General features: G+C 57.0%; 24 protein-coding genes. 10 read left to right on the top strand and 14 right to left on the bottom strand.

What is annotated here, in order from left to right; all coding sequences use genetic code 11:
* From UR504_RS01395 to UR504_RS01430, 8 genes are read right to left on the bottom strand one after another with little or no spacing between them, the layout of a single operon-like run.
* A complete protein-coding gene (locus UR504_RS01395) occupies positions 1-528 on the bottom strand; it encodes a DUF3833 domain-containing protein (RefSeq protein WP_274243075.1) in 528 nt (175 codons plus the stop codon).
* Positions 525-1,046 carry a hypothetical protein gene (locus UR504_RS01400; protein ID WP_274243074.1) on the bottom strand — a complete coding sequence of 174 codons (522 nt, stop codon included), beginning with the start codon at positions 1,044-1,046 and terminating at the stop codon, positions 525-527. Before UR504_RS01400 ends, UR504_RS01395 begins: the two co-directional genes overlap by 4 nt.
* Complete coding sequence (locus tag UR504_RS01405; RefSeq protein ID WP_111966720.1) at positions 1,043-1,528, bottom strand: DUF2878 domain-containing protein; 486 nt, start codon at positions 1,526-1,528, stop codon at positions 1,043-1,045. The genes UR504_RS01400 and UR504_RS01405 overlap by 4 nt, the downstream gene beginning before the upstream one ends.
* The gene (locus UR504_RS01410) at positions 1,525-2,745 is read right to left on the bottom strand and encodes a cyclopropane-fatty-acyl-phospholipid synthase family protein (protein ID WP_320739211.1); all 1,221 of its coding nucleotides are present in this window, start codon (positions 2,743-2,745) and stop codon (positions 1,525-1,527) included. Before UR504_RS01410 ends, UR504_RS01405 begins: the two co-directional genes overlap by 4 nt.
* Positions 2,742-3,464, bottom strand: coding sequence for a DUF1365 domain-containing protein (locus UR504_RS01415; protein ID WP_320739213.1), 723 nt, complete (start codon positions 3,462-3,464; stop codon positions 2,742-2,744). The genes UR504_RS01410 and UR504_RS01415 overlap by 4 nt, the downstream gene beginning before the upstream one ends.
* A gap of 1 nt (position 3,465) precedes the next feature.
* Entirely contained in the window at positions 3,466-4,725 is a 1,260-nt protein-coding gene (locus UR504_RS01420; RefSeq protein ID WP_302234911.1) for an NAD(P)/FAD-dependent oxidoreductase, read from the bottom strand.
* On the bottom strand, positions 4,722-5,441 hold the full coding sequence (locus UR504_RS01425; protein WP_127730732.1) for an SDR family NAD(P)-dependent oxidoreductase: 720 nt from the start codon (positions 5,439-5,441) through the stop codon (positions 4,722-4,724). Before UR504_RS01425 ends, UR504_RS01420 begins: the two co-directional genes overlap by 4 nt.
* Complete coding sequence (locus tag UR504_RS01430; protein WP_127730730.1) at positions 5,438-5,872, bottom strand: nuclear transport factor 2 family protein; 435 nt, start codon at positions 5,870-5,872, stop codon at positions 5,438-5,440. The genes UR504_RS01425 and UR504_RS01430 overlap by 4 nt, the downstream gene beginning before the upstream one ends.
* 257 nt (positions 5,873-6,129) lie before the next feature.
* Between UR504_RS01430 and UR504_RS01435 the strand changes: the two genes are divergently transcribed.
* Both UR504_RS01435 and UR504_RS01440 read left to right on the top strand, forming a co-directional pair.
* Complete coding sequence (locus tag UR504_RS01435; RefSeq protein WP_023311615.1) at positions 6,130-6,327, top strand: hypothetical protein; 198 nt, start codon at positions 6,130-6,132, stop codon at positions 6,325-6,327.
* Between the two features lies 1 nt (position 6,328).
* The gene (locus UR504_RS01440) at positions 6,329-7,117 is read left to right on the top strand and encodes a hypothetical protein (protein ID WP_115874987.1); all 789 of its coding nucleotides are present in this window, start codon (positions 6,329-6,331) and stop codon (positions 7,115-7,117) included.
* A 67-nt stretch (positions 7,118-7,184) separates the two neighbouring features.
* Here the strand turns inward: UR504_RS01440 and UR504_RS01445 are convergent, their stop codons facing one another.
* Both UR504_RS01445 and UR504_RS01450 read right to left on the bottom strand, forming a co-directional pair.
* Positions 7,185-7,586, bottom strand: a complete 402-nt coding sequence (locus UR504_RS01445) for a VOC family protein (protein WP_127730728.1) — start codon at positions 7,584-7,586, stop codon at positions 7,185-7,187.
* A 69-nt stretch (positions 7,587-7,655) separates the two neighbouring features.
* The gene (locus tag UR504_RS01450; protein WP_115874985.1) at positions 7,656-7,994 is read right to left on the bottom strand and encodes a winged helix-turn-helix transcriptional regulator; all 339 of its coding nucleotides are present in this window, start codon (positions 7,992-7,994) and stop codon (positions 7,656-7,658) included.
* 90 nt (positions 7,995-8,084) lie between these two features.
* Here UR504_RS01450 and UR504_RS01455 point away from each other — a divergent pair, with 90 nt between their 5' ends.
* Positions 8,085-8,864, top strand: a complete 780-nt coding sequence (locus UR504_RS01455; RefSeq protein ID WP_049121983.1) for an SDR family oxidoreductase — start codon at positions 8,085-8,087, stop codon at positions 8,862-8,864.
* A gap of 49 nt (positions 8,865-8,913) precedes the next feature.
* On the opposite strand, the gene UR504_RS01460 is transcribed toward UR504_RS01455, so the two are convergent.
* Entirely contained in the window at positions 8,914-9,492 is a 579-nt protein-coding gene (locus tag UR504_RS01460; RefSeq protein WP_302234910.1) for a TetR/AcrR family transcriptional regulator, read from the bottom strand.
* A gap of 103 nt (positions 9,493-9,595) precedes the next feature.
* On the opposite strand from UR504_RS01460, the gene UR504_RS01465 reads away from it, so the two are divergent.
* Complete coding sequence (locus UR504_RS01465; protein WP_111964691.1) at positions 9,596-10,063, top strand: DUF1348 family protein; 468 nt, start codon at positions 9,596-9,598, stop codon at positions 10,061-10,063.
* Positions 10,064-10,102: 39 nt separating this feature from the next.
* On the opposite strand, the gene UR504_RS01470 is transcribed toward UR504_RS01465, so the two are convergent.
* The 3 genes from UR504_RS01470 to UR504_RS01480 all read right to left on the bottom strand — a co-directional run bounded on the left by UR504_RS01470 (position 10,103) and on the right by UR504_RS01480 (position 12,539).
* Positions 10,103-10,642 (bottom strand): ester cyclase, encoded by a 540-nt coding sequence (locus tag UR504_RS01470; protein WP_302234908.1) that lies wholly within the window; start codon positions 10,640-10,642, stop codon positions 10,103-10,105.
* Between the two features lie 65 nt (positions 10,643-10,707).
* A complete protein-coding gene (locus UR504_RS01475; protein WP_302234907.1) occupies positions 10,708-11,427 on the bottom strand; it encodes an SDR family oxidoreductase in 720 nt (239 codons plus the stop codon).
* Positions 11,424-12,539, bottom strand: coding sequence for an alkene reductase (locus UR504_RS01480; protein ID WP_302234906.1), 1,116 nt, complete (start codon positions 12,537-12,539; stop codon positions 11,424-11,426). The genes UR504_RS01475 and UR504_RS01480 overlap by 4 nt, the downstream gene beginning before the upstream one ends.
* 99 nt (positions 12,540-12,638) lie before the next feature.
* On the opposite strand from UR504_RS01480, the gene UR504_RS01485 reads away from it, so the two are divergent.
* The 6 genes from UR504_RS01485 (at position 12,639) to UR504_RS01510 (ending at position 19,869) form a co-directional block, all read left to right on the top strand.
* On the top strand, positions 12,639-13,550 hold the full coding sequence (locus UR504_RS01485) for a LysR family transcriptional regulator (RefSeq protein WP_136194814.1): 912 nt from the start codon (positions 12,639-12,641) through the stop codon (positions 13,548-13,550).
* A gap of 132 nt (positions 13,551-13,682) precedes the next feature.
* Positions 13,683-14,297: a TetR/AcrR family transcriptional regulator gene (locus UR504_RS01490; protein WP_127730714.1), complete on the top strand. Its 615-nt coding sequence runs from the start codon at positions 13,683-13,685 to the stop codon at positions 14,295-14,297.
* Between the two features lie 74 nt (positions 14,298-14,371).
* Positions 14,372-15,481 (top strand): efflux RND transporter periplasmic adaptor subunit, encoded by a 1,110-nt coding sequence (locus UR504_RS01495; protein WP_302234904.1) that lies wholly within the window; start codon positions 14,372-14,374, stop codon positions 15,479-15,481.
* Positions 15,478-18,567 carry an efflux RND transporter permease subunit gene (locus tag UR504_RS01500; protein WP_320739220.1) on the top strand — a complete coding sequence of 1,030 codons (3,090 nt, stop codon included), beginning with the start codon at positions 15,478-15,480 and terminating at the stop codon, positions 18,565-18,567. Before UR504_RS01495 ends, UR504_RS01500 begins: the two co-directional genes overlap by 4 nt.
* Before the next feature lie 34 nt (positions 18,568-18,601).
* Complete coding sequence (locus UR504_RS01505) at positions 18,602-19,195, top strand: TetR/AcrR family transcriptional regulator (RefSeq protein ID WP_111964699.1); 594 nt, start codon at positions 18,602-18,604, stop codon at positions 19,193-19,195.
* A 74-nt stretch (positions 19,196-19,269) separates the two neighbouring features.
* The gene (locus UR504_RS01510; RefSeq protein WP_320739221.1) at positions 19,270-19,869 is read left to right on the top strand and encodes an NAD(P)H-dependent oxidoreductase; all 600 of its coding nucleotides are present in this window, start codon (positions 19,270-19,272) and stop codon (positions 19,867-19,869) included.
* Positions 19,870-19,886: the final 17 nt, after the last annotated feature.

The raw sequence follows: 19,886 nt of genomic DNA on the forward strand, positions 1-19,886 counted from the left end.
TCATGTCTTACGGGTAAAGAACAGCGTTACCGTGGCGACGGTGACGCCCAGTTTCTTCATCTCGGTTTTATTAAACAGATGGTTCTCATCCTGCAGGTACATCCAGTCGTCAAAGTTCAGTAGCCACGTGCTCCCGTTGGCCTTCACGTTCATGCTGTAATGCCAGTTGAACGCGTTGCCTGCGGCCTGCCCCGTTGCTAGCCCTTCAATATCCCCCGCCGTGCCCTCATAGCGATCGTTCCCCAGGCGCCGGATATGCCAGACCCGCTGCTGCTTCTCACCGTCGTCATAAACGAAGTGCTCGTTGAGCGTCAGCGTATCGCCAATCACATCCCCGGCAATCTCAACGTGAAAGCGACGGATCTGCTTGCCGCTGCGATCCTGCACCATCCCCCACGCTTCAGTTTTACCCTGGAAGTAGTGGAAGATATCCAGCCGCGGCTGCTGCTGGCGGTACTCGGTCACCTCCGTGCTACAGCCCGCCAGAAGCATCGTCAATGCCAGCGCCATCATCAGGAAACGTTTCATTTTTGGCCTCCGATTAACTGCTGACGCAGTTCAGGGTATTGCGTGCGGGGATCGAGCCAGATGGCCAGAAAGCGGGTGCTGAACGCTTCTGACTGGCGTGGTCCCAGGGGAATAAAGGTTTTCTGAAGGGTCGGGTCGCGATACCAGAACTGCCCCTGCTTATCGTTGAGAACAAACGCCAGCTGTGAGCCCTGTCGGACATCGGGCCACAGCGACCGGAGCATCCGCAGCCAGGCTTCGCTTTGCGGTTCCTGCGCCAGGATCCCCTGCGCCTGCCACTGGTCGCGGGTTGCCTCGACCAGCTCATCGCGATCGATGTCGCGCGCATAGGTAATTATCAGCGCCTGATCCTGGTTCTCCCGACCGTAACGCCCATCCGGCGTACGCAGCTGGGAGGTGTAGACGGTGAACGGCCCCCAGGTGAGCGTGGCATCGCCCACCTTACGCCACGCCAGCCAGTCGGCGGCCTGGGCCGCAGACATGGCGATCAGCCAAAGCAGCAAAATCGCAGCTCTCATTTTTGTCTCCCCATCAGCAGGTGGAAAAACAGCATCAACACCAGCCAACCCGGTGCCATCCAGCTGACGACGATAAAGGTCGGCTCCAGAAACGTGATGGCATCCAGCCGCTCGCCAATCAGGTACGCCACCGGGCCTCCCACGGCGGCCAGCAGGGTCAGCAGCCAGCCGGGCAACGTGGTGGTGCGCGTCAGCTGCGTCCAGACGGTGGCGAACATCAGCCACAATGCCACCATCCATAGCGGCATCAGAGACTCGCCCGTGAAGGCTATCAGTCCCGTCAGCGCCCAGAGCGTATCCAGCAAACTGCCCGCCGCGGCCAGCCCGATGGCGTAAAAACGATATACAGACGGCAAGAGCAGGCACGCCAGGATCGCCAGCGCGAGCCAGATAATCAGGCCCTTTTCGCGAAAGAGCACCACCAGCGTCCAGTAAAGATCGAACGCGACAGCCAGCAGAAAGACCTGAAGATATCGTTTCATACGCGCTCGGCGGTCAGCTGCACCACGCTGATGGTGCGGGCGTTAAACCCGGCTTCGCAGTAGCCAAAGTAGTACAGCCACATGCGGCGAAACCGCTCATCAAAGCCGAGCTTTTCAATCTCCTGCCAGGCGTGGACAAAGCGCTGCCGCCAGTGCGCCAGCGTGCGGGCGTAGTCCGGCCCCATGTCGAACAGATTGCGCACCACGAAATCGGTGTGGCGCGTCATCAGCTCGTTCATCGCGGTGATGCTCGGCAGGAAGCCGCCGGGGAAGATGTAGCGCTGGATAAAATCGACGCTTTTGCTGTAGTCGCGATAGCGCTGGTCCTGAATCGTGATGGCCTGAATCGCCATCCGTCCTCCCGGGCGCAGCCGCGCCTGGCAGGTACGGAAGAACGTGGGCAGATAGCGCTGACCGACGGCTTCAATCATCTCTATCGAGACCAGCTTGTCGTACTGTCCGGTGAGGTCGCGATAGTCGCAGAGCAGCACCTCGACCCGATCCTGCAGTCCGGCGCGCGCAATTCGCTCGGTCGCCCAGACGTATTGCTCCCGCGACAGCGTGGTGGTAGTCACCCGACAGCCATAATGACGGGCCGCGTATTCCGCCATCGCGCCCCAGCCGGTACCGATTTCCAGCAGGTGGTCATTCGGTTCTAGCATTAACTGGTCACACAGGCGCGCCATTTTGGCCTGCTGGGCCGCCGTCAGATCCTGCTCGTCCTCCGTAAACAAGGCGCTGGAATAGAGCAGCTCTTTATCCAGAAAATGGGCATAGAAGGTATTGCCCAGATCGTAGTGAGCGGCAATATTTTCACGCGCCTGCGCGCGGGAGTTACGCCGCGTCCAGTGGCGCAGACGCTCCAGCGGCCTGCCGAACAGGCGGAACCCGTTTTCCAGACGGCCAAGCACCTCGCCGTTGAGCGCCAGCAGTTCCAGAAGCGGCGTAAGGTGCATGGTTTCCCATTCACCGTCCATCCAGGCTTCTGCGGCAGCAAGGCTACCGCCCGTTAAAACTCGCCAGTAAACGCCGGGCGTGAGGATTTGTACGTCGGCGTGCAGCGCGGAGGATGTCTCGCCAAAATGGAAGGTCTGCGCCCCTTCACGCAGGGTGAGCGAGCCGCCGCGGATACCGCTTAACAGACGAAAAAGCAGCCAGCGCGCGATGCGCACGTTGCGCGGGATATCGGGTTCTAACGCAAAGACGGGATCGGTCATGAGCGTTCACTCCTGCTGACGGGGTGGTTATACAGCGGCACGCGCTTGAGCCAGAGCCGCAGCGCCTGCCAGTAAATGGCAAAAACAGTTTTCAGGGTCATGAGCGGGATACGCACCAAAAGCCCACGCAGCGCGGGGCGCGTCAAAGGCTCCCGGCGCAGCGCCAGCGTGGCGTCAAAGACCTTCGCTTCCTGATGATTTTCAATGTGCATATGCAGTGTGTTATCCGGGTCGTTAAAGCGCCAGTGGTAGATCATGTCCATTGGATTGAAGGGGGAAACGTGAAACGCTTTTTCCATGGGCTGTGCATTCTGTCCGTTGACGGCATAGTAATGACGTTCATTCCACGGCGTGTTTCGGACCTCCGCCAGCACCCAGCGCAGCGTCTCCTTCTCGTCATAGCAGTAGTAAAAGTTGACCGGATTGAAATGAAAGCCGAAATAGCGCAGCTGCGTCAGGAGCATGACCCGCCCGTCCGGACGTTCTCCGGTCAGGCTCTCCAGCCTGCTGAGCACGTTCTCCTTAAGCGGCGTGCCGAGCGGATAGTCCGCGTCGTGGAACGAGGCGGCGGCAAAGCGATTGTGCCGTACGCCGACGGACGGCAGCAGCGGCAGTTCATCGAGATCCAGCCAGGCCATAAAGACGCTGTAGCTGAATTCGTGGTTTTTCGGCTGGAGGCGGCGGTGGCGTAATACGCCGTGGTAGAGGCAGCTGTTCATCTCACTTCCCCTCTCCGGCCGCTATCGCATTGACCACGTCCAGCGCGCTGCGCACGCCATCCTCATGAAAACCGTTGTACCAGTAGGCCCCGCAGTACCAGCTCCGGTTATGACCGTTGATCTCGCCGCGCCGCGCCTGCGCCCGCCAGCTTTGCGGGTTAAACAGCGGATGTTCATAAACGAAGCGTTGCAGAACGAAGCGTTCATCTACCGGTGCGTCAGGGTTCAGGGTGACGCAGAACAGCGGACTGCCCGCAGGCAGCCCCTGCAGAATGTTCATGTTGTAGGTAACACAGGCGCTGGCCTGCTCCTGCGCGCTCAGGCGGTAGTTCCAGCTCGCCCACGCCCGCGGCCGCACCGGCAGCCAGCGCGAGTCGCTGTGCAACACCACCTCGTTGCGCTGCCAGCCAATATCGCCCAGCACCTCGCGCTCTGCGGAGGTGGGATCGTCAAGCATCGCCAGAGCACTGGCGGAGTGGCAGGCAAAAATCACCCGATCGAAAGTATGGCTGCCGTTTTCAAGCTGAAGCGTAACCCCGTCCTCGTGGCGGCTCACCCGCTGCACCGGTGAATTGAGATGCAGCGTCAGCCGATCGCCTAATTTGTCCAGCATCGCGCGGATATACTCTCGCGAGCCGCCCGGCACCACGTACCACTGCGGGCGATGGGTGATATCCAGCAGCCCGTGATTCTGGAAGAAACGTAAGAAAAGCGGCAGCGGGAAGCGCTTCATCTCCTGCAGCGAGGATGACCAGATGGCGGCTCCCATCGGCAAAATATAGTGGCGCGCAAAAAACGGCGTAAAGCCGTGCTGGTCCAGAAACGTCTGCAGCGTGGCGTTCGGGTCCACCTCCCCGTCCAGCGCCTGTTTTGCCAGACGATTGAAGCGGACGATCTCGCCAAGCAGACGCCAGAACGCCGGATTCACCAGGTTGCGACGCTGGGCAAACAGCGACGTCAGGGTGTGACCGTTGTACTCCAGCCCCGTTTCGGGGTTGTGTACCGAAAAGCTCATCTGCGTTTTATGCCCGCTGATGCCCAGCTCGCTGAGCAGGCCCATAAAGCGCGGATAGGTGCGGTCGTTGTAGACGATAAAACCGGTATCGATCGCGTATGTGCCCTGGGGCGTCGTCACGTCAACCGTTGCGGTATGGCCGCCCGGTGTGGATCCCGCTTCAAACAGGGTCACCTGATGATGCCCGGCCAGGCGCCAGGCGCAGGTCAGTCCGGCAATGCCGCTGCCGATAATTGCAATGTTCATGAACGCACCATCCTGCGCAGCAGCGTGCGCTGTAGAAACGCAGGCAGCCCGGAGAGCAGCCGCAAAATGAAGCCAAACCCGGACGGAAACGCGATGTGCATTTTCCCAGCCGCCAGCCCGATACGGATCGCCTTCACCGCCTCGTCGACGGTCACCCTGCCCGGCATGGCGAAATCGTTTTTTTGCGTCAGGGGCGTATCGACAAAGCCCGGGGAAACAACCGTCACGGCAATGCCTTTTGGCTCCCAGTCCAGGCGCAGGCTTTCGGCAAACCAGCTCAGCGCGGCTTTAGACGCGCCATAGGCCTCAGCACGCGGGAAGGGAAGCCAGTGGGCCATCGAACTCACCAGCACCACGCGGTTACCGGCAACCAGCTGCGGCTGTAGCGCCTCAAGGCAGTTCACCGGCCCGAGGAAATTGGTGTTCATGACCCGCTCTACCAGCGCTGCGTCCACCACGCCCTGGTCGAGATATTCGCAGGTACCGGCGCAGAGAATAATCAGATCGGCGTAACTGCCGGTCAGCGCCTGGCGACAGGCGTCCCGGTCCGTCATATCGAACAGACGAACGGTAAGATTGGGGCAGGTCTGATGCAGCGCTTCCAGACGCGCCGGATCGCGCCCGCAGGCAATCACATGGTAGCCGTCAGCGGCAAAGGATTTTGCCAGCCCGGCGCCAATGCCCGAGCTTGCGCCGGTAATCAGCACCGTCTTCATGATTTAACCCTCCGCTTCACGCCGCGTACCGCCCAGCCCAGCAGCGGGAGATGTTCGTAGATCATCTCTCCCGCATCGTAGTAGTCGCGCTGGCGCGTGATGAGATCGTTTTCCGTCTCCACCACCGAGCACCCCGGCAGATCGAGCGGCTCACCTCCGGCAATGCGCGGATGCGACCAGTGCATCACCCAGGTGACAACAAACCGGTTCCCACTGCACAGCGGCGTATCGATAGAAAAACGGCAGTTCTCGACGTTGGCCAGCAGATGGGTGAAATAGCGCTGGAGCGCAAAAATACCGTCATGCTCGCCGAACGGATCGACAAGCGTGGCGTTTGAATGGTAAAGCCCGACCAGCGCGGACGGCGGCTGGCTATCCAGTGCGGCGTAGTACTCAACAAACCGACTCACGACAGAGGGCAAAGTGCTCATGGGTCACATCCTGGCTGTAAACAACGTGGCGTAATCGCATACTTAAAACTTACACAATTAACGTTATTTGTCCAAGTTTGTGCAAATTTATTTTTTATTACTTATAAATATCAACAACTTGATAACTCAATCATTTGACGTTTTTGTAGGCCAGGTAAGGCGTAGCCGCCACCCGGCTTTCACTTTCAGGTTATCCTTAAGGCAAATTCAGCGGTCATCTTCCAGGCTTATCCTTTTTATTCATAAGGATGCCTGACATGAAACGTTTCTTTCTCTCCCTTTTCTCCAGCCCGGAATCCTTACTGCAGGTGATGAGCCAGCAGGAAATTATTGAAGCCGTCGAAGATGGCGACCGCATCATTATCGACCAGGACGGGAACGCCTCCGTTAACTACAAAAGCAACGAGGTGCGGCAGGATTTTCTGCGTCACGTCAACATGCTGAAGAGGGCCTGATATGGGAACGGCGATATTTATGGTGCTGATGGTCTGCGGGTACTGGTACACCAGCCGCGACCTGTCGACCCGCTTTAAAATCAAGCGTTCCTTCGGTTGGGATGTCTATTTTCTCGTTGCACTTTACGGCTGTATTTTCGTTTTGCAGGGGGTGATTGCTACGGGGCTGCTCTGGCTGCTGCTGCTCGCCCTTTCCGCCGCCAATAACGCTTTTCACTTTGCCTCACCGAAATACACCGACTGGCAAATCGACTTTATGAACTGGAGTTTTTTGGGCATCCAGGCGCCGGTTGTCGTGATGCTGGCGTTCGCCATCCTGTTTTGCCTCTACCGCTCTAACTGGGCAGGCAGCGCCAGGCTGGACGGCGAAAGCCGGAAAAAGCTCTACAAACGTCTGGCGCAGTCGAGCGGTATCGAACAGCTGCTATACCAGTGTATGGAACAAGGCGAGCTGGCGCAGGTCACGCTCCGCTCGAGACGGATTTACGTCGGCATGATCCACACCGCGACGCTGGAATATGAAAAAACGGCCAATATCGTGCTGATCCCGATGTTGAGCGGGTACCGGGATGCGAAGACGATGAACCTGCGCATCGAGAATAATTACAGCAGGTGGTATGCGGAGCATGACATTACGCTCGACTCTGAACCCCGCAGCGCCATGTCATTCCGCAAGGTGATTTTACTCAATCAGATTGAGAGCATCTCGCTGTTCGATCCCGCAAGCGCCAGCGCGCTGTCGCTGGCACAGCGGGACGAGAGCCCTGGCCCTAAAGAGACATCCCCATAATTTTGAGTACGCTCTGCTGGGAAGCGTACAGGACAAAAGGCGAATGACACATTATTTGCGGTGGTATTCACGGTTGCGCAGTCTGATAAAGATCCCAGCGGTTGCCGTAAATATCTTCAAACACCGCCACCGTACCGTACTCTTCCTGACGAGGTTCTTCGCAGAAATGAACGCCTTTTGCCTTCATGGCATGGTAATCGCGCCAAAAATCATCCGTCTGAAGGAACAGGAAAACTCTGCCGCCGCATTGATTACCGATAAAACCTTCCTGCCTCTCGTTAGAGGCACGAGCCAGCAGGATATTGCAGTCGCTTTCCGGGTTGGGTGAGACGACTACCCAGCGTTTTCCCGGTTGGGGCGTATCCTCTACGAGGGTAAACCCCAGCTTGTCGGTGTAGTACTCAATGGCGCGATCGTAGTCATCAACCACAATAGCTACGCAGCCAAGGCATCGTTTCTGTGTTCTCATTTTTTCGTTTCCTTTGCACAAATGGGTTACGGATAACGCTATTCCATTGAAGCGTGCTGACCGCCAGGCTTACAGGCTTGCGTAAGCCTCACGTTTTTCTGCCCATTTCAGCATGGCATCAAGCGCCGGGCATAATGCCTGCCCCCAATCGGTGAGGCGATACTCTACTTTCGGTGGCACTTGAGGGTAAACCATCCGCGAAACGATACCGTCGGACTCGAGTTGTCGAAGTTGCTGCGCCAGCATCTTTTGGGAAATACCGGGGATCAGTTTTTCGAAATCAGAATAGCGCTGCACTTTTCCGTCGAAAAGATGAAAAAGAATAATTAATTTCCAGCGCCCTTCCAGCAACCGTAATACTTGCTCCACGCCGCTTGCGGCAGATTCCGGACTATATAACTTACTCATAATTTAGTAACTCACTTTTTCGTGCGTACTTGTCAATTACTCAGTCTATGTTGAATATACCTGTACTGTAAATAATGGGAGCGAAAGTCCATGTCATTAGATATTGATTTTAAAGGCAAGCGCGTGCTTGTTACCGCTGGCACGAAAGGGCTCGGCAAAGCAGTCGTCGGACTTTTAAAACAACTCGGTGCAACGGTATTTACCACGGCGCGCCACGATCCAGACGTAAATATCGCGGATACTTTCGTAGCCGCTGATCTTACTACGGTCGCTGGATGTGCCTCAGTCGCATCCGCAGTGCAGGAACAGATGGGAGGTGTCGACGTAATTATCCATGTTGCAGGCGGTTCAACCTCACCCGGTGGCGGTTTTGCTGCACTTGGCGAAGACGAGTGGCAGCAGGAGCTCAATCTTAATTTGTTACCTGCAGTACGCTTAGATCGCGCCCTGCTTCCCGGAATGCTTGAGCAGGGAAATGGGGTGATTATTCACGTGACGTCTATCCAGCGCGAACTGCCTTTACCGGATTCAACAACGGGTTATGCGGCGGCTAAGGCAGCCCTCTCAACCTACAGTAAAAGTCTTTCAAAGGAAGTCTCGCCGAAAGGTGTTCGGGTGGTGCGCGTTGCCCCCGGCTGGATCGAAACTGAAGCGGCAGTGGCACTGGCGGAGAGACTGGCAAAGCAGGCAGGCACAGACTATGAAGGTGGCAAACAGATCATTATGAAGGCGTTAGGTGGAATACCGCTCGGACGCCCTGCCCGACCGATTGAGGTTGCCAACCTCATCGTCTTCCTTGCTTCATCGCATGCTGCGAGTATCACAGGTACTGAATTTGTGATTGATGGCGGCACCATTCCAACAGTGTAACGCGGATGCTTAATCGACCTGGTGCAAGAGTTGATTAAGCACCGGAATCTCACTGGCCGGTCAGTTCCGCTAAGACCCTTTTTAACGCATTTATTATCGTTTCTGTATCCATGCCCATTTGCGCATGAATAATTGCGCCGTCAATGAGCAACATGATTTCATTGACGACGCGCTCATCAGCAATCTTCGTCAGCAACGCAATAATCTTCTTTGTTTCGATTTTATGATCGCGGCAAATCTCTTTTATTTCGCTTTCAATCTCTTCGGATTTGGCTTCCGCGCTGGCGTTAATAAACGCGCAGCCGTGGAACTCGGGCGAAATAAACCATTCATAAAGGGTAGCCGATAGAGCGTCCGCAGGCGTCTGGCCTTCAACGAGATATCGACGAAGCGTGGCCTCAAACCAGTTAATCCATATTTCATGTCGATAGTGTAAATAGGCTAGAATAAGCAAGCTCTTACTCGGAAAATGGCGATAAAACGTCACCTTAGTCACTTTCGATGCTTTAATCAGCGTGTCCACCCCCGTCGCCCTGAAGCCAGTGGAATAAAAAAGATCGTGCGCCGTGAGTAATATTTTATCTCTGACGCTGATTTTTGTCTCGTTACCTGCGGGTTCGGTTTTCATTTTTTCGACAGTCTCAAAAAGAGTGTTGACAGCGTTATTTTTCAGGCATAGATTACCGCAAGTAGACAGACCTGTCTACATAAATCACACTGAGGTAATCGCCATGAACACTCGTCCTCCTTTACCGCCGTTCACTCGTGAAAGCGCCATCGAAAAAGTCAGGCTGGCAGAAGATGGCTGGAACAGCCGCGATCCGGCGAAAGTCGCGCTTGCCTATACGCTGGACACCCAATGGCGTAACCGCGCAGAGTTCGCCACCAACCGTGAAGAAGCCCAGGCGTTTCTGGAGCGGAAATGGAAAAAAGAGCTGGAGTATCGTCTGATTAAAGAGCTCTGGGCATTTACGGATAACCGGATCGCGGTGCGCTATGCCTATGAATGGCATGATGATTCCGGCAACTGGTTCCGCTCTTACGGCAATGAAAACTGGGAGTTTGAGCCGGACGGCCTGATGAAGCGCCGCTTTGCCTGTGTAAACGATATGCCGATAAAAGAATCCGAGCGGCTGTTCCACTGGCCGCTGGGCAGACGCCCGGACGATCACCCTTCGCTGAGCGATCTTGGCTTATAGGATTTTCGCATCACTCCGGGCCGCCCCGGAGTGGTGACTTTACAGCGCGCCGAGCTGTTTCATCAGCGTCAGGTTGTCCTCAATGTGCCAGTTTGCCGCAATCTTACCGTCAGCGACTTCATAAATATCGGTGGCGATAAAATCTATTTTCTGCCCCTGTCCTTTCAGCTTGCCAAATGTCCCGGTGAAGGTGCCGTGAAAATGTAGATGCGAAACTACGCGATCGCCTGAAATAATCATTTGCTCAACGTCACAACGCAAATCAGGAACGGCTGCCCGAAACGCCCTGGAAGCTAAAATAGCGCCCTCGGGACCTTGCTTACGTCCTTCCGGGGGCGTTTTATCAATAAAGTTTACTGCCAGGGCATCACGCGCCAGAGTTTCATTACCGGTGTTCCAGAACGTGGCATATTTTCTGGCAGCAGTTTCATTCGCCTTTAATTGTGCCTGTGACAGACTGTTATCCACAATAAGCAGTTTCGGCTGCAGCCATTCCCCCTGCGAGGAAATAGCATTGCCCGACAGACCGGCAAAAATAAGCGCCGCGATAGCGGGACGAAAACACGTCGTATATTTCATGTTGTTTCTCAATAGAGTATTACGTCACCCGCAGACGAAGACCTGCGGACCAATTTAAATGAGGGTCAGTTAATTAACGCCCCGCCCTCAATATCAATAATCGATCCCGTCACAAAGGGATTATCAATGGCGAAAAGATATCCCTGCGCGATGTCCTCAGCCCTTCCCCAGGCCTTGGCTGGCAGGGTTTCCGCCGCGCCGGCGAGCATTTTTTCCCGCGCGGCGGCGTCCATCCCCGCATACGCTTCCGTGTCGGTCAGCCCCGGACTGACGACGTTGACGCGCAGCGGTGAAAGCTCTTTCGCCAGCACTTTTGTCGCAGCCTCAATGGCGGCATTCATCGTTGTTTTTACGATGGCGCCCGCCACGGTGCGGCGCGCCACGAAACCGCTGGTGAACGTCAACGTACCGCGGGGGGCAATATTCCCGCTGAGATAGCGGGCGACATTGAGGCTTCCCCAGAATTTTGTATCAAAGGCCTGCCTTGCCGCACGGAGATCCAGTCCGGAAAGCAACCCGCCCGGCGCCTGTGAACCCGCCGTGACGACAACATTATTGACCTCGCCCAGCGTTTCACAGAGCGCAACAAGCTCTTCCTCACGGCTGATGTCCAGCACGAGGGTGTGAACGGACGCGGCGTGGGCGCTCAGCCGCTGTCGCGCGGCGTCCAGTTTTGCGCTGTCGCGTCCGGCAAGAATAATCTCCTCACCGCGCCCGGCAAGCAGGCTGCCCAAGGCGAAACCGATGCCGGAAGCGCCGCCGATAATTAAAGTTTTACGGGTCATAATGTTTCCTCCTGTAGAGCGTACGTTGGGTAATCGGTATATCCCGTGCCGGTACCGCCAAACAGCGTGGCGGGGTCGCGCACCTGGGCAAGAGGCAGCTGGTTTGCCAGCCGGTGGGGCAAATCGGGGTTGGCAATAAACGGTCGGCCGAAGGCAATCAAATCGGCATAGCCGGCAGCAAGGATCTTTTCTGCTTTATCAAGGTCATAGTTACCCGCGACGATAAGAGTTCCGCTGAAGGTCTCGCGAAGGGACTGACGGAAATGATCGGGTACCTGAGGGGCATCATCCCAGTCGGCTTCCGCCAGGTGGATGAATGCAATACCTTTTTGTTCACACCAGGCCGCAAGCGCAAGTATGGCTTCAGAGACCTGCGGGTCGTTCATCCCGCGCTGGGTAATAAATGGGGAAAGGCGGATGCCCGTGCGCTCGTGACCAATGGCCTCGGCAATAGCGCTTAACACCTCCTGGGCAAAACGGATGCGGTTCACCAGCGTACCGCCGTACTCATCCGTGCGTTTGTTGGAGGTTTGGCGCAGGAACTGGTCTATCAGATACCCGTTTCCGCCGTGGACCTCGACACCATCAAACCCGGCCTGAACGGCATTCAAAGCGGCCTGGCGATAGTCCGCGACGATGTTCTGAATGTCCTTGCGCGAGAGCGTTCTCGGCTGCGGGCAGTCAACCATCTGGCCTTCCCCACGCTCATTCACCACCCACACCTGCGCATCCGGGGCCAGCGCTGACGGGGCGACGGGCTGACCATCCTGGTGAAAACTGGCGTGCGACATTCGCCCGACGTGCCAGAGTTGCGAAAAAATCACTCCGCCCGCCTGATGCACGGCGCCCGTCGTGAGTTGCCATCCCGAAACCTGTTCAGGCGAATGGATGCCGGGTGTCCATGAGTATCCCTGGCCCTGAGGCGAAATCTGCGTGGCTTCCGTGATGATTAATCCCGCGCTGGCACGCTGCCGGTAATACTCTGCCATCAGAGCGGAGGGGATATTTCCCGGCTGAAGGGAGCGTGCGCGGGTCATCGGCGCCATGACGATACGATTTTTCAGGTCCAGCGAACCCAGCCTGTAGCGTTCAAAAAGTGAGGTACGTTGCATGATTTTATCCCTTATGGTTTGGATAAAATCACTTTACAGTCCGCATCTGATTTTGATAATTACGCTAAAAGCAGATGCACTTTTCGGAAAATATGAATAATGGGTAAACTCGAAGACATGGCTTTACTGGTGGAAGTTGCCGAGGCCGGAAGTCTTTCCGCCGCCGGACGACGCCTGTCGCTTTCCCCCGCGACCATGACGGCCAGGCTGAAGGCGATTGAGGAGCGTTACCAGACGCGCCTGTTTCACCGCTCAACGCGATCCCTCACCCTGACCCGCGCCGGGGAAGAGTTTTACCATGCCGCGCTGCGCGTGCTGGAAGAGATGCATCATGCCGAGTCGTTACTGACGCAAAAAGAGGGCGTGCTCAGCGGCAATATTCGCCTTTCCGCGCCCTCGGATTTTGGCAGACAGTATCTTAGCCCCGCCGTCATTGATTTTTCCCGGCGCCATCCTGACGTTAAATTTTTCATTTCGTTAAGAGAACACGTTGAGGATCTGGTCGCTAACCGGCTGGATATGAGCGTGCGTTTTGGCAACCTGCCGGACAGCAGTCTTGTCGTCAGAAACATCCGCCCGAACCGTCGGGTGCTGGTCGCCTCCGGAGAATATCTTAACGACCGCGGCGTCCCCGCCACGTTTGCCGATTTAGCCCGGCACCGGTGCCTGGCGCTGGAATCGCAGGGCGTGGTGATGAATGAATGGCGCTTTGAAACTAATGGTGAGGAAAGCATTGTTCGCGTTGAGCCCGCCATGGTGTGCGACGACGGAGCATTGCTTCGTCAGTGGGCGCTCAGCGGAGCGGGCATCGCGGGGAAATCGTGGTGGGACGTCAAAGACGACGTTGAAACCGGAAGGCTCACGGTGCTGTTTGCCGACAGCTTCACCGGGTTTAGCCGATACGATCGCAAAGATGTCGGGCTGCAGCTTGTTTACCCCCAGCGCAAACTGCAGCCGCTTCAGGTCACGGCGTTTAGCCAGTTTTTTCTCGACTGGCTTAAAAAACATTAACGTAAAAACAGTGATACACTTACTCCACCTGGCCGATTGTCCCGTCTTTACGACGTAAGACAGCACAATAGTAACCAAAGTACAAAATGGTCACTCGTTGCCAACCCTGGCCCGTCACGCTAAGCTTAAATAATGACTAAAAATATGAATCCCCCATCAGCACGCGGTCCCCTTGACCACGCTGTCAGAGAGCAAATCGTCGAAGCGGCCTTTGAGCACTTCGGTCACTACGGCTATGAAAAAACCACCGTCGCCGAGCTGGCTAAATCCATAGGTTTTTCAAAATCCTACATTTATAAGTTTTTCGATTCTAAACAGGCTATTGGCGAGGTGATCTGCGCTAACCGCCTGGAGCTGATCATGGCGGCGGTGCTTTCCGCCATTGAGGATGCGCCGTCAGCAAGCGAAAAACTCCGCCGTCTTTTCAAGGCGCTCACCGAGGCCGGAAGCGAGCTGTTTTTCCACGATCGTAAGCTTTACGACATCGCCGCCGTCGCCGCGCGCGAGCAGTGGCCGTCGACAGAGCGGTATGCAGAAAGCCTGATGAAGCTGATTGAGAGCATCATTATTGAAGGCAGGCAGGCCGGAGAGTTTGAAAGAAAAACGCCGCTGGATGAGGTCACTCAGGCTATCCACATGGTGATGTGTCCTTTTATTAATCCCGTTCAGCTGCAGTACAATCTCGAAATGGCTCCCACCGCGGCGGTGCTTCTCTCTTCACTCATTTTAAGAAGCCTTGCCCCCTAATTTGTGACTATTGACATTTTTGGTCACCAGTCAGAGAATGCGGAAACCGTCCTGTTACGTCGAAAAGGTTTCCCATGCTCAGGCTCACTCCAGCCCGCGTTGCCGTTTGTCTCATGCCGTTTGCCCTGGTGGCATGCGGCGATATTTCCGCAAGTGACGATCCGCGTACAAAGCCACCGCTTGTCCGATCCGCATCCGTCGAGCTTGCGAACAATAGCGCCCGCACCTTCACGGGCGTGGTGGTCGCAAGAACGCAAAGCGATTTAGGTTTCAGAGTTCAGGGCAAAATCCTTGAGCGACTGGTTGATACGGGCCAGACCGTCAAACAGGGTCAGCCCTTGCTGCGCCTGGATCCGGTTGACCTGAAATTACAGGCTCAGGCGCAGCAGCGCGCGGTGGATGCGGCCCAGGCGCGGGCGAGAAAAGCCACCAGCGATGAGGCGCGCTATCGCGGACTTGTGGCGTCCGGCGCCGTTTCTGCCTCGGAGTACGATCAGATTAAAGCGGCGGCCGATACGGCCAGGGCGGATCTCAGCGCCGCCCGCGCGCAGGCCAACGTGGCGCAAAACGCCACGGGATATGCCGTCCTGCTGGCGGATTCAGACGGCGTGGTGATGGAGACGCTCGCCGAGCCGGGTCAGGTCGTCAGTGCCGGACAGGTGACGATCAGGCTCGCCAGAGCGGGACAGCGTGAAGCGCTCGTGCAGCTTCCGGAAACATTGCGCCCTGCTGTCGGCAGCGAAGCGCAGGCCACGCTTTATGGCAATGAAAAACACCCGGTCACCGCAACGCTTCGCCTGCTTTCTGACTCGGCCGATGCCGCGACCCGCACGTATGAAGCCCGCTACGTGCTGGATGGCCTGCTGGCGAACGCGCCGCTGGGGGCGACCGTCACGCTGAACATTCAGGATAATAAAGCGGAAGTTCAGGTCATGCAGGTCCCGCTGGCCTCACTCTATGATGCAGGAAAAGGTCCCGGCGTCTGGCGCATTTCCGCCCAGCCCACAAAGGTCGCATGGACGCCCGTCAGGGTGCTGAGCGTGGGTGAAGATGCCGTGCAGGTCACGGGCGGCGTGAAACCCGGTGAGAAGATTGTTGCGCTAGGCGCACATCTTCTGCACGAAGGTGAGGTCGTCAGGCTCGCGAAACAACGCAATAACGCCCTGGCGGAGAACACGCCATGAGCGGAAGCCGCTTCAACCTGTCCGCGCTGGCCGTCCGCGAACGTTCCATCACGCTGTTTCTGATCGTTCTGGTGACGATTGCCGGAATTTACGCCTTTTTTGGGCTCGGCCGCGCGGAAGATCCGCCCTTCACGGTGAAGCAAATGACGGTGATAACCGTCTGGCCGGGTGCGACCGCGCAGGAGATCCAGGATCAGGTCGCGGAGCCGCTGGAAAAGCGCCTGCAGGAACTCAAGTGGTATGACCGTACCGAAACCTATACCCGCCCCGGCATGGCATTTATCACGCTGTCGTTGCAGGACAAAACCCCGCCAGCCGAAGTGCAGGAGGAGTTCTATCAGGCGCGGAAGAAGCTTGGAGATGAATCGCAGCGTCTCCCGGCGGGCGTCATCGGCCCGATGATCAATGACGAATTCTCGGATGTCACCTTTGCCCTCTTTGCCCTGAAAGCAAAAGGCGAACCGCAGCGGCAGCTGGTACGCGATGCCGAAGGCCTGCGCCAGCAGATTCTGCACGTTCCCGGCGTGAAGAAAGTGAACATTATCGGCGAACAGGCCGAGCGGATTTATGTCGCCTTCTCCCACGACCGCCTGGCGACGATAGGGCTCTCACCCCAGGATATTTTCAATGCCCTCAACAGCCAGAACGCGTTGACCGCGGCGGGTTCGATTGAGACCCGAGGAGCGCAGATTTTTATCCGCCTTGACGGCGCGTTCGATGAACTGCAGAAAATCCGCGATACGCCTTTTGTCGCTCAGGGCAAAACCCTCAAGCTGTCCGATGTGGCAACGGTTGAGCGAGGCTACGAAGATCCCCCGACGATGCTGATACGCAATCAGCATGAACCCGCCCTTCTGCTGGGCATCGTAATGCGCGAAGGCTGGAACGGTCTGGCGCTGGGTAAAGCGCTGGATGCGGAAACGGCAAAAATTAATGATAGCCTGCCGCTTGGCATGTCCCTGACCAAAGTCACCGATCAGTCCGTCAATATTCGCTCGTCGGTCGATGAGTTTATGATCAAATTCTTTGTCGCACTGCTTGTGGTCATGGTGGTTTGTTTTGTCAGCATGGGCTGGCGCGTGGGGGTAGTCGTTGCGGCGGCGGTCCCGCTGACGCTGGCGGTCGTCTTCGTGGTGATGGAGGCCGCGGGAATAAACTTTGACCGCGTCACGCTGGGCTCCCTGATCCTCGCCCTCGGCCTGCTGGTTGACGATGCCATTATCGCCATCGAAATGATGGTGGTGAAGATGGAGGAAGGTTACGACAGAATCAAAGCCTCAGCCTACGCCTGGAGCCATACCGCCGCGCCCATGCTGGCCGGAACCCTGGTGACGGCGATTGGCTTTATGCCGAATGGGTTTGCCCAGTCGACCGCCGGGGAATACACCAGCAATATGTTCTGGATTGTCGGCCTCGCCCTGATTGCATCGTGGTTTGTCGCGGTGGTGTTCACGCCCTATCTTGGGGTGAAGATCCTGCCGGCGATCCCCAAAGTAGAAGGGGGTCATGCCGCCATCTATAACACGCCCCGCTATAACCGTTTTCGCCAGCTGCTTGGCCGCGTTATCGCCAGAAAGTGGCGCGTGGCCGGCTCCGTGGTTGCCATTTTCATTCTGGCCGTGCTCGGCATGGGGCTGGTAAAAAAACAGTTTTTCCCGACCTCCGATCGCCCGGAAGTGCTGGTTGAAGTACAGATGCCCTACGGCACCTCGATTGCGCAAACCAGCGCCGCCACCGCAAAAATAGAAGCGTGGCTGGGCCAGCAGCCGGAAGCCAAAATCGTCACGGCCTATATTGGTCAGGGTTCGCCCCGTTTTTATCTGGCAATGGCGCCTGAACTGCCCGATCCCTCTTTTGCGAAAATCGTGATCCTGACGGACAGCGAGACGTCACGCGAGGCGCTTAAGTTCAGGCTCAGGGAGGCCGTCGCCAGCGGTCTTGCGCCCGAAGCCCGCGTGCGGGTGACGCAGCTGGTATTCGGCCCTTACTCGCCCTTCCCGGTTGCCTGGCGCGTGTCGGGGCCGGATGTCAAACAGGTGCAGGACATCGCCGAACGGGTGAAAGCCGTGCTCCAGGCAAGCCCGATGATGCGAACCGTCAACACCGACTGGGGGTCACGCGTTCCCGTCCTGCATTTCACTCTCGATCAAAACCGCCTGCAGGCGACCGGCTTAACCTCCAGCGCCGTTGCCGATCAGCTTCAGTTTCTGCTTTCAGGCGTGCCAGTCACCTCCGTGCGGGAAGATATTCGATCGGTAGACGTCATTGCCCGCGCGGCGGGCGATATCCGTCTTGACCCGGCAAAAATCGAAGGCTTTACCCTGGTCGGCAATGCGGGACAGCGCGTGCCGCTGTCTCAAATCGGCAAGATAGAGGTCGGCATGGAAGACCCGGTCCTGCGCCGTCGCGATCGCACCCCGACAATTACCGTGCGGGGCGATATTGCCGACAATCTTCAGCCACCGGACGTGTCGGTCGCCATCATGAAGCAGCTCCAGCCGATCGTTGATGCGCTGCCGGCCGGATACCGTATTGACATGGCGGGTTCGATTGAGGAATCGGGCAAAGCGACGCAGGCGATGTTACCGCTGTTCCCGATCATGATAGCCCTGACGCTGCTGATCATCATTTTGCAGGTGCGCTCACTCTCCGCGATGGTGATGGTGTTCTTAACCGCGCCGCTGGGGCTGATTGGCGTCGTGCCGACCCTGCTGATATTTAATCAGCCGTTTGGCATTAACGCGCTGGTCGGTCTGATCGCCCTTTCCGGCATTCTGATGCGCAATACGCTGATCCTGATCGGTCAAATCGATCATAACCAGAAGGACGGCCTCGAGCCGTTCCAGGCGGTGGTTGAAGCGACTGTCCAGCGCGCACGCCCGGTCTTACTGACCGCCATGGCGGCCGTGCTGGCGTTCATTCCCCTGACGCATTCGGTATTCTGGGGCACGCTGGCCTGGACGCTGATCGGTGGAACGCTGGGCGGGACGATTATTACGCTCGTCTTCCTGCCCGCGATGTATGCGATCTGGTTTCGGATCCGCCCCGCGGAACAACGCGTGCAGCACGTTGCTGAAAACGTGTAAACTACCATGAGTAGATAACACTTCTGAGGAAAGTATGGTTGTTAAGCGCTTAAGAAAAGAGGATCGCCGCGTGCAGCTGCTGGAGGTTGCGCGAGGGATCGTGCGTCAGCAAGGCACGGAGGCGCTGACGCTTGGCTACCTGGCCGAGCGGGCCAACGTGACCAAACCTATCCCCTACGACCACTTTGGCGATCGTGAAGGGTTGCTGATGGCGCTGTACAAGGATTATAGCGATCGGCAGCTGGCGAAATTCCGCGAGACGCTGGCGGTCGACAGCAAAACGCTGGAGAAGACGATCCGCTTTTTCAGCGCGGCCTATATCGACTGTGCGATTGCCGCCGGGCCTGAAACCGGGCCAATCGCCGCGGCGCTGTCCGGTTCTCGCGCGCTGCAGACGTTTCGGGAAGCATGCGTGGCCGAATGTGCCGACTGCCTGCGCACCGCGCTTTCCCCTTTTATCGTCTTAAAAGGCGTTCAGGGGGAAGCGGTACTGACGGCTATTATTGGCGCGGCGGAGGCGCTCAGCACCGCGGCGGGCAACGGCGTGCTCGCCCGGAACGTGGCGGAAGATACGCTCAGCGGCGCCATGACCGGGGTGCTGGAGACTTACGCGAATAGCACAAAATGATCGCCGGGGGCGGATTGACACCTAAGTTACCAATAGTAATATAGGCGTCACTTCTCCCCCATCTGGAGGTCGCTATGTCTGCAACACATTCCATTAAAAACGCGCTGATCGTGACGGCACACCCGATCGACAATTCGTTATCCCATACGCTGGCAGCCCGTATTGCCGGGAAATTACGCGAGGAAGGTACGCAGGTTGAGTTCGCCGATCTGCATGCTGAAGGGTTTAATCCGTCGATGACCCGCGCCGATCTTGATTTGTATCACGGCAATCCGAGCGCCCTTCCCGACGATATTCTGCGCGAGCAGCAGCGCGTCGAGCGCGCGGATATGCTGGTATTCGTCTTCCCGGTGTACTGGTGGTCGGTTCCCGCGCTGTTGAAAGGCTGGTTCGATCGCGTGTTAACCCTGAACTGGGCGTATAAGGTGGCCGACGACGGCCGGATTGTGGGCAACTTACGGGATGTTCCCGTCCGCCTGATTGCCACTGGCGGTAGCGATCGGACCGGATTTGATAAACACGGCTATTCGACGGCGATTCAGACGCAGATTATCGAAGGCGTATTTGGCTTCTGCGGGTTGAAGAACGTCAAGCTCGATATCCTTTACCAGGCAGACACGGCGACGCCTGCCCAGGTTGAGGATTTTCTGCAGGGGCTCGATAACCTTGCATAATCAAAGTCTTCTATCCT

Source organism: Enterobacter sp. 241F3, from assembly GCF_034106785.1.
Taxonomy (GTDB): Bacteria; Pseudomonadota; Gammaproteobacteria; order Enterobacterales; family Enterobacteriaceae; genus Enterobacter; species Enterobacter vonholyi.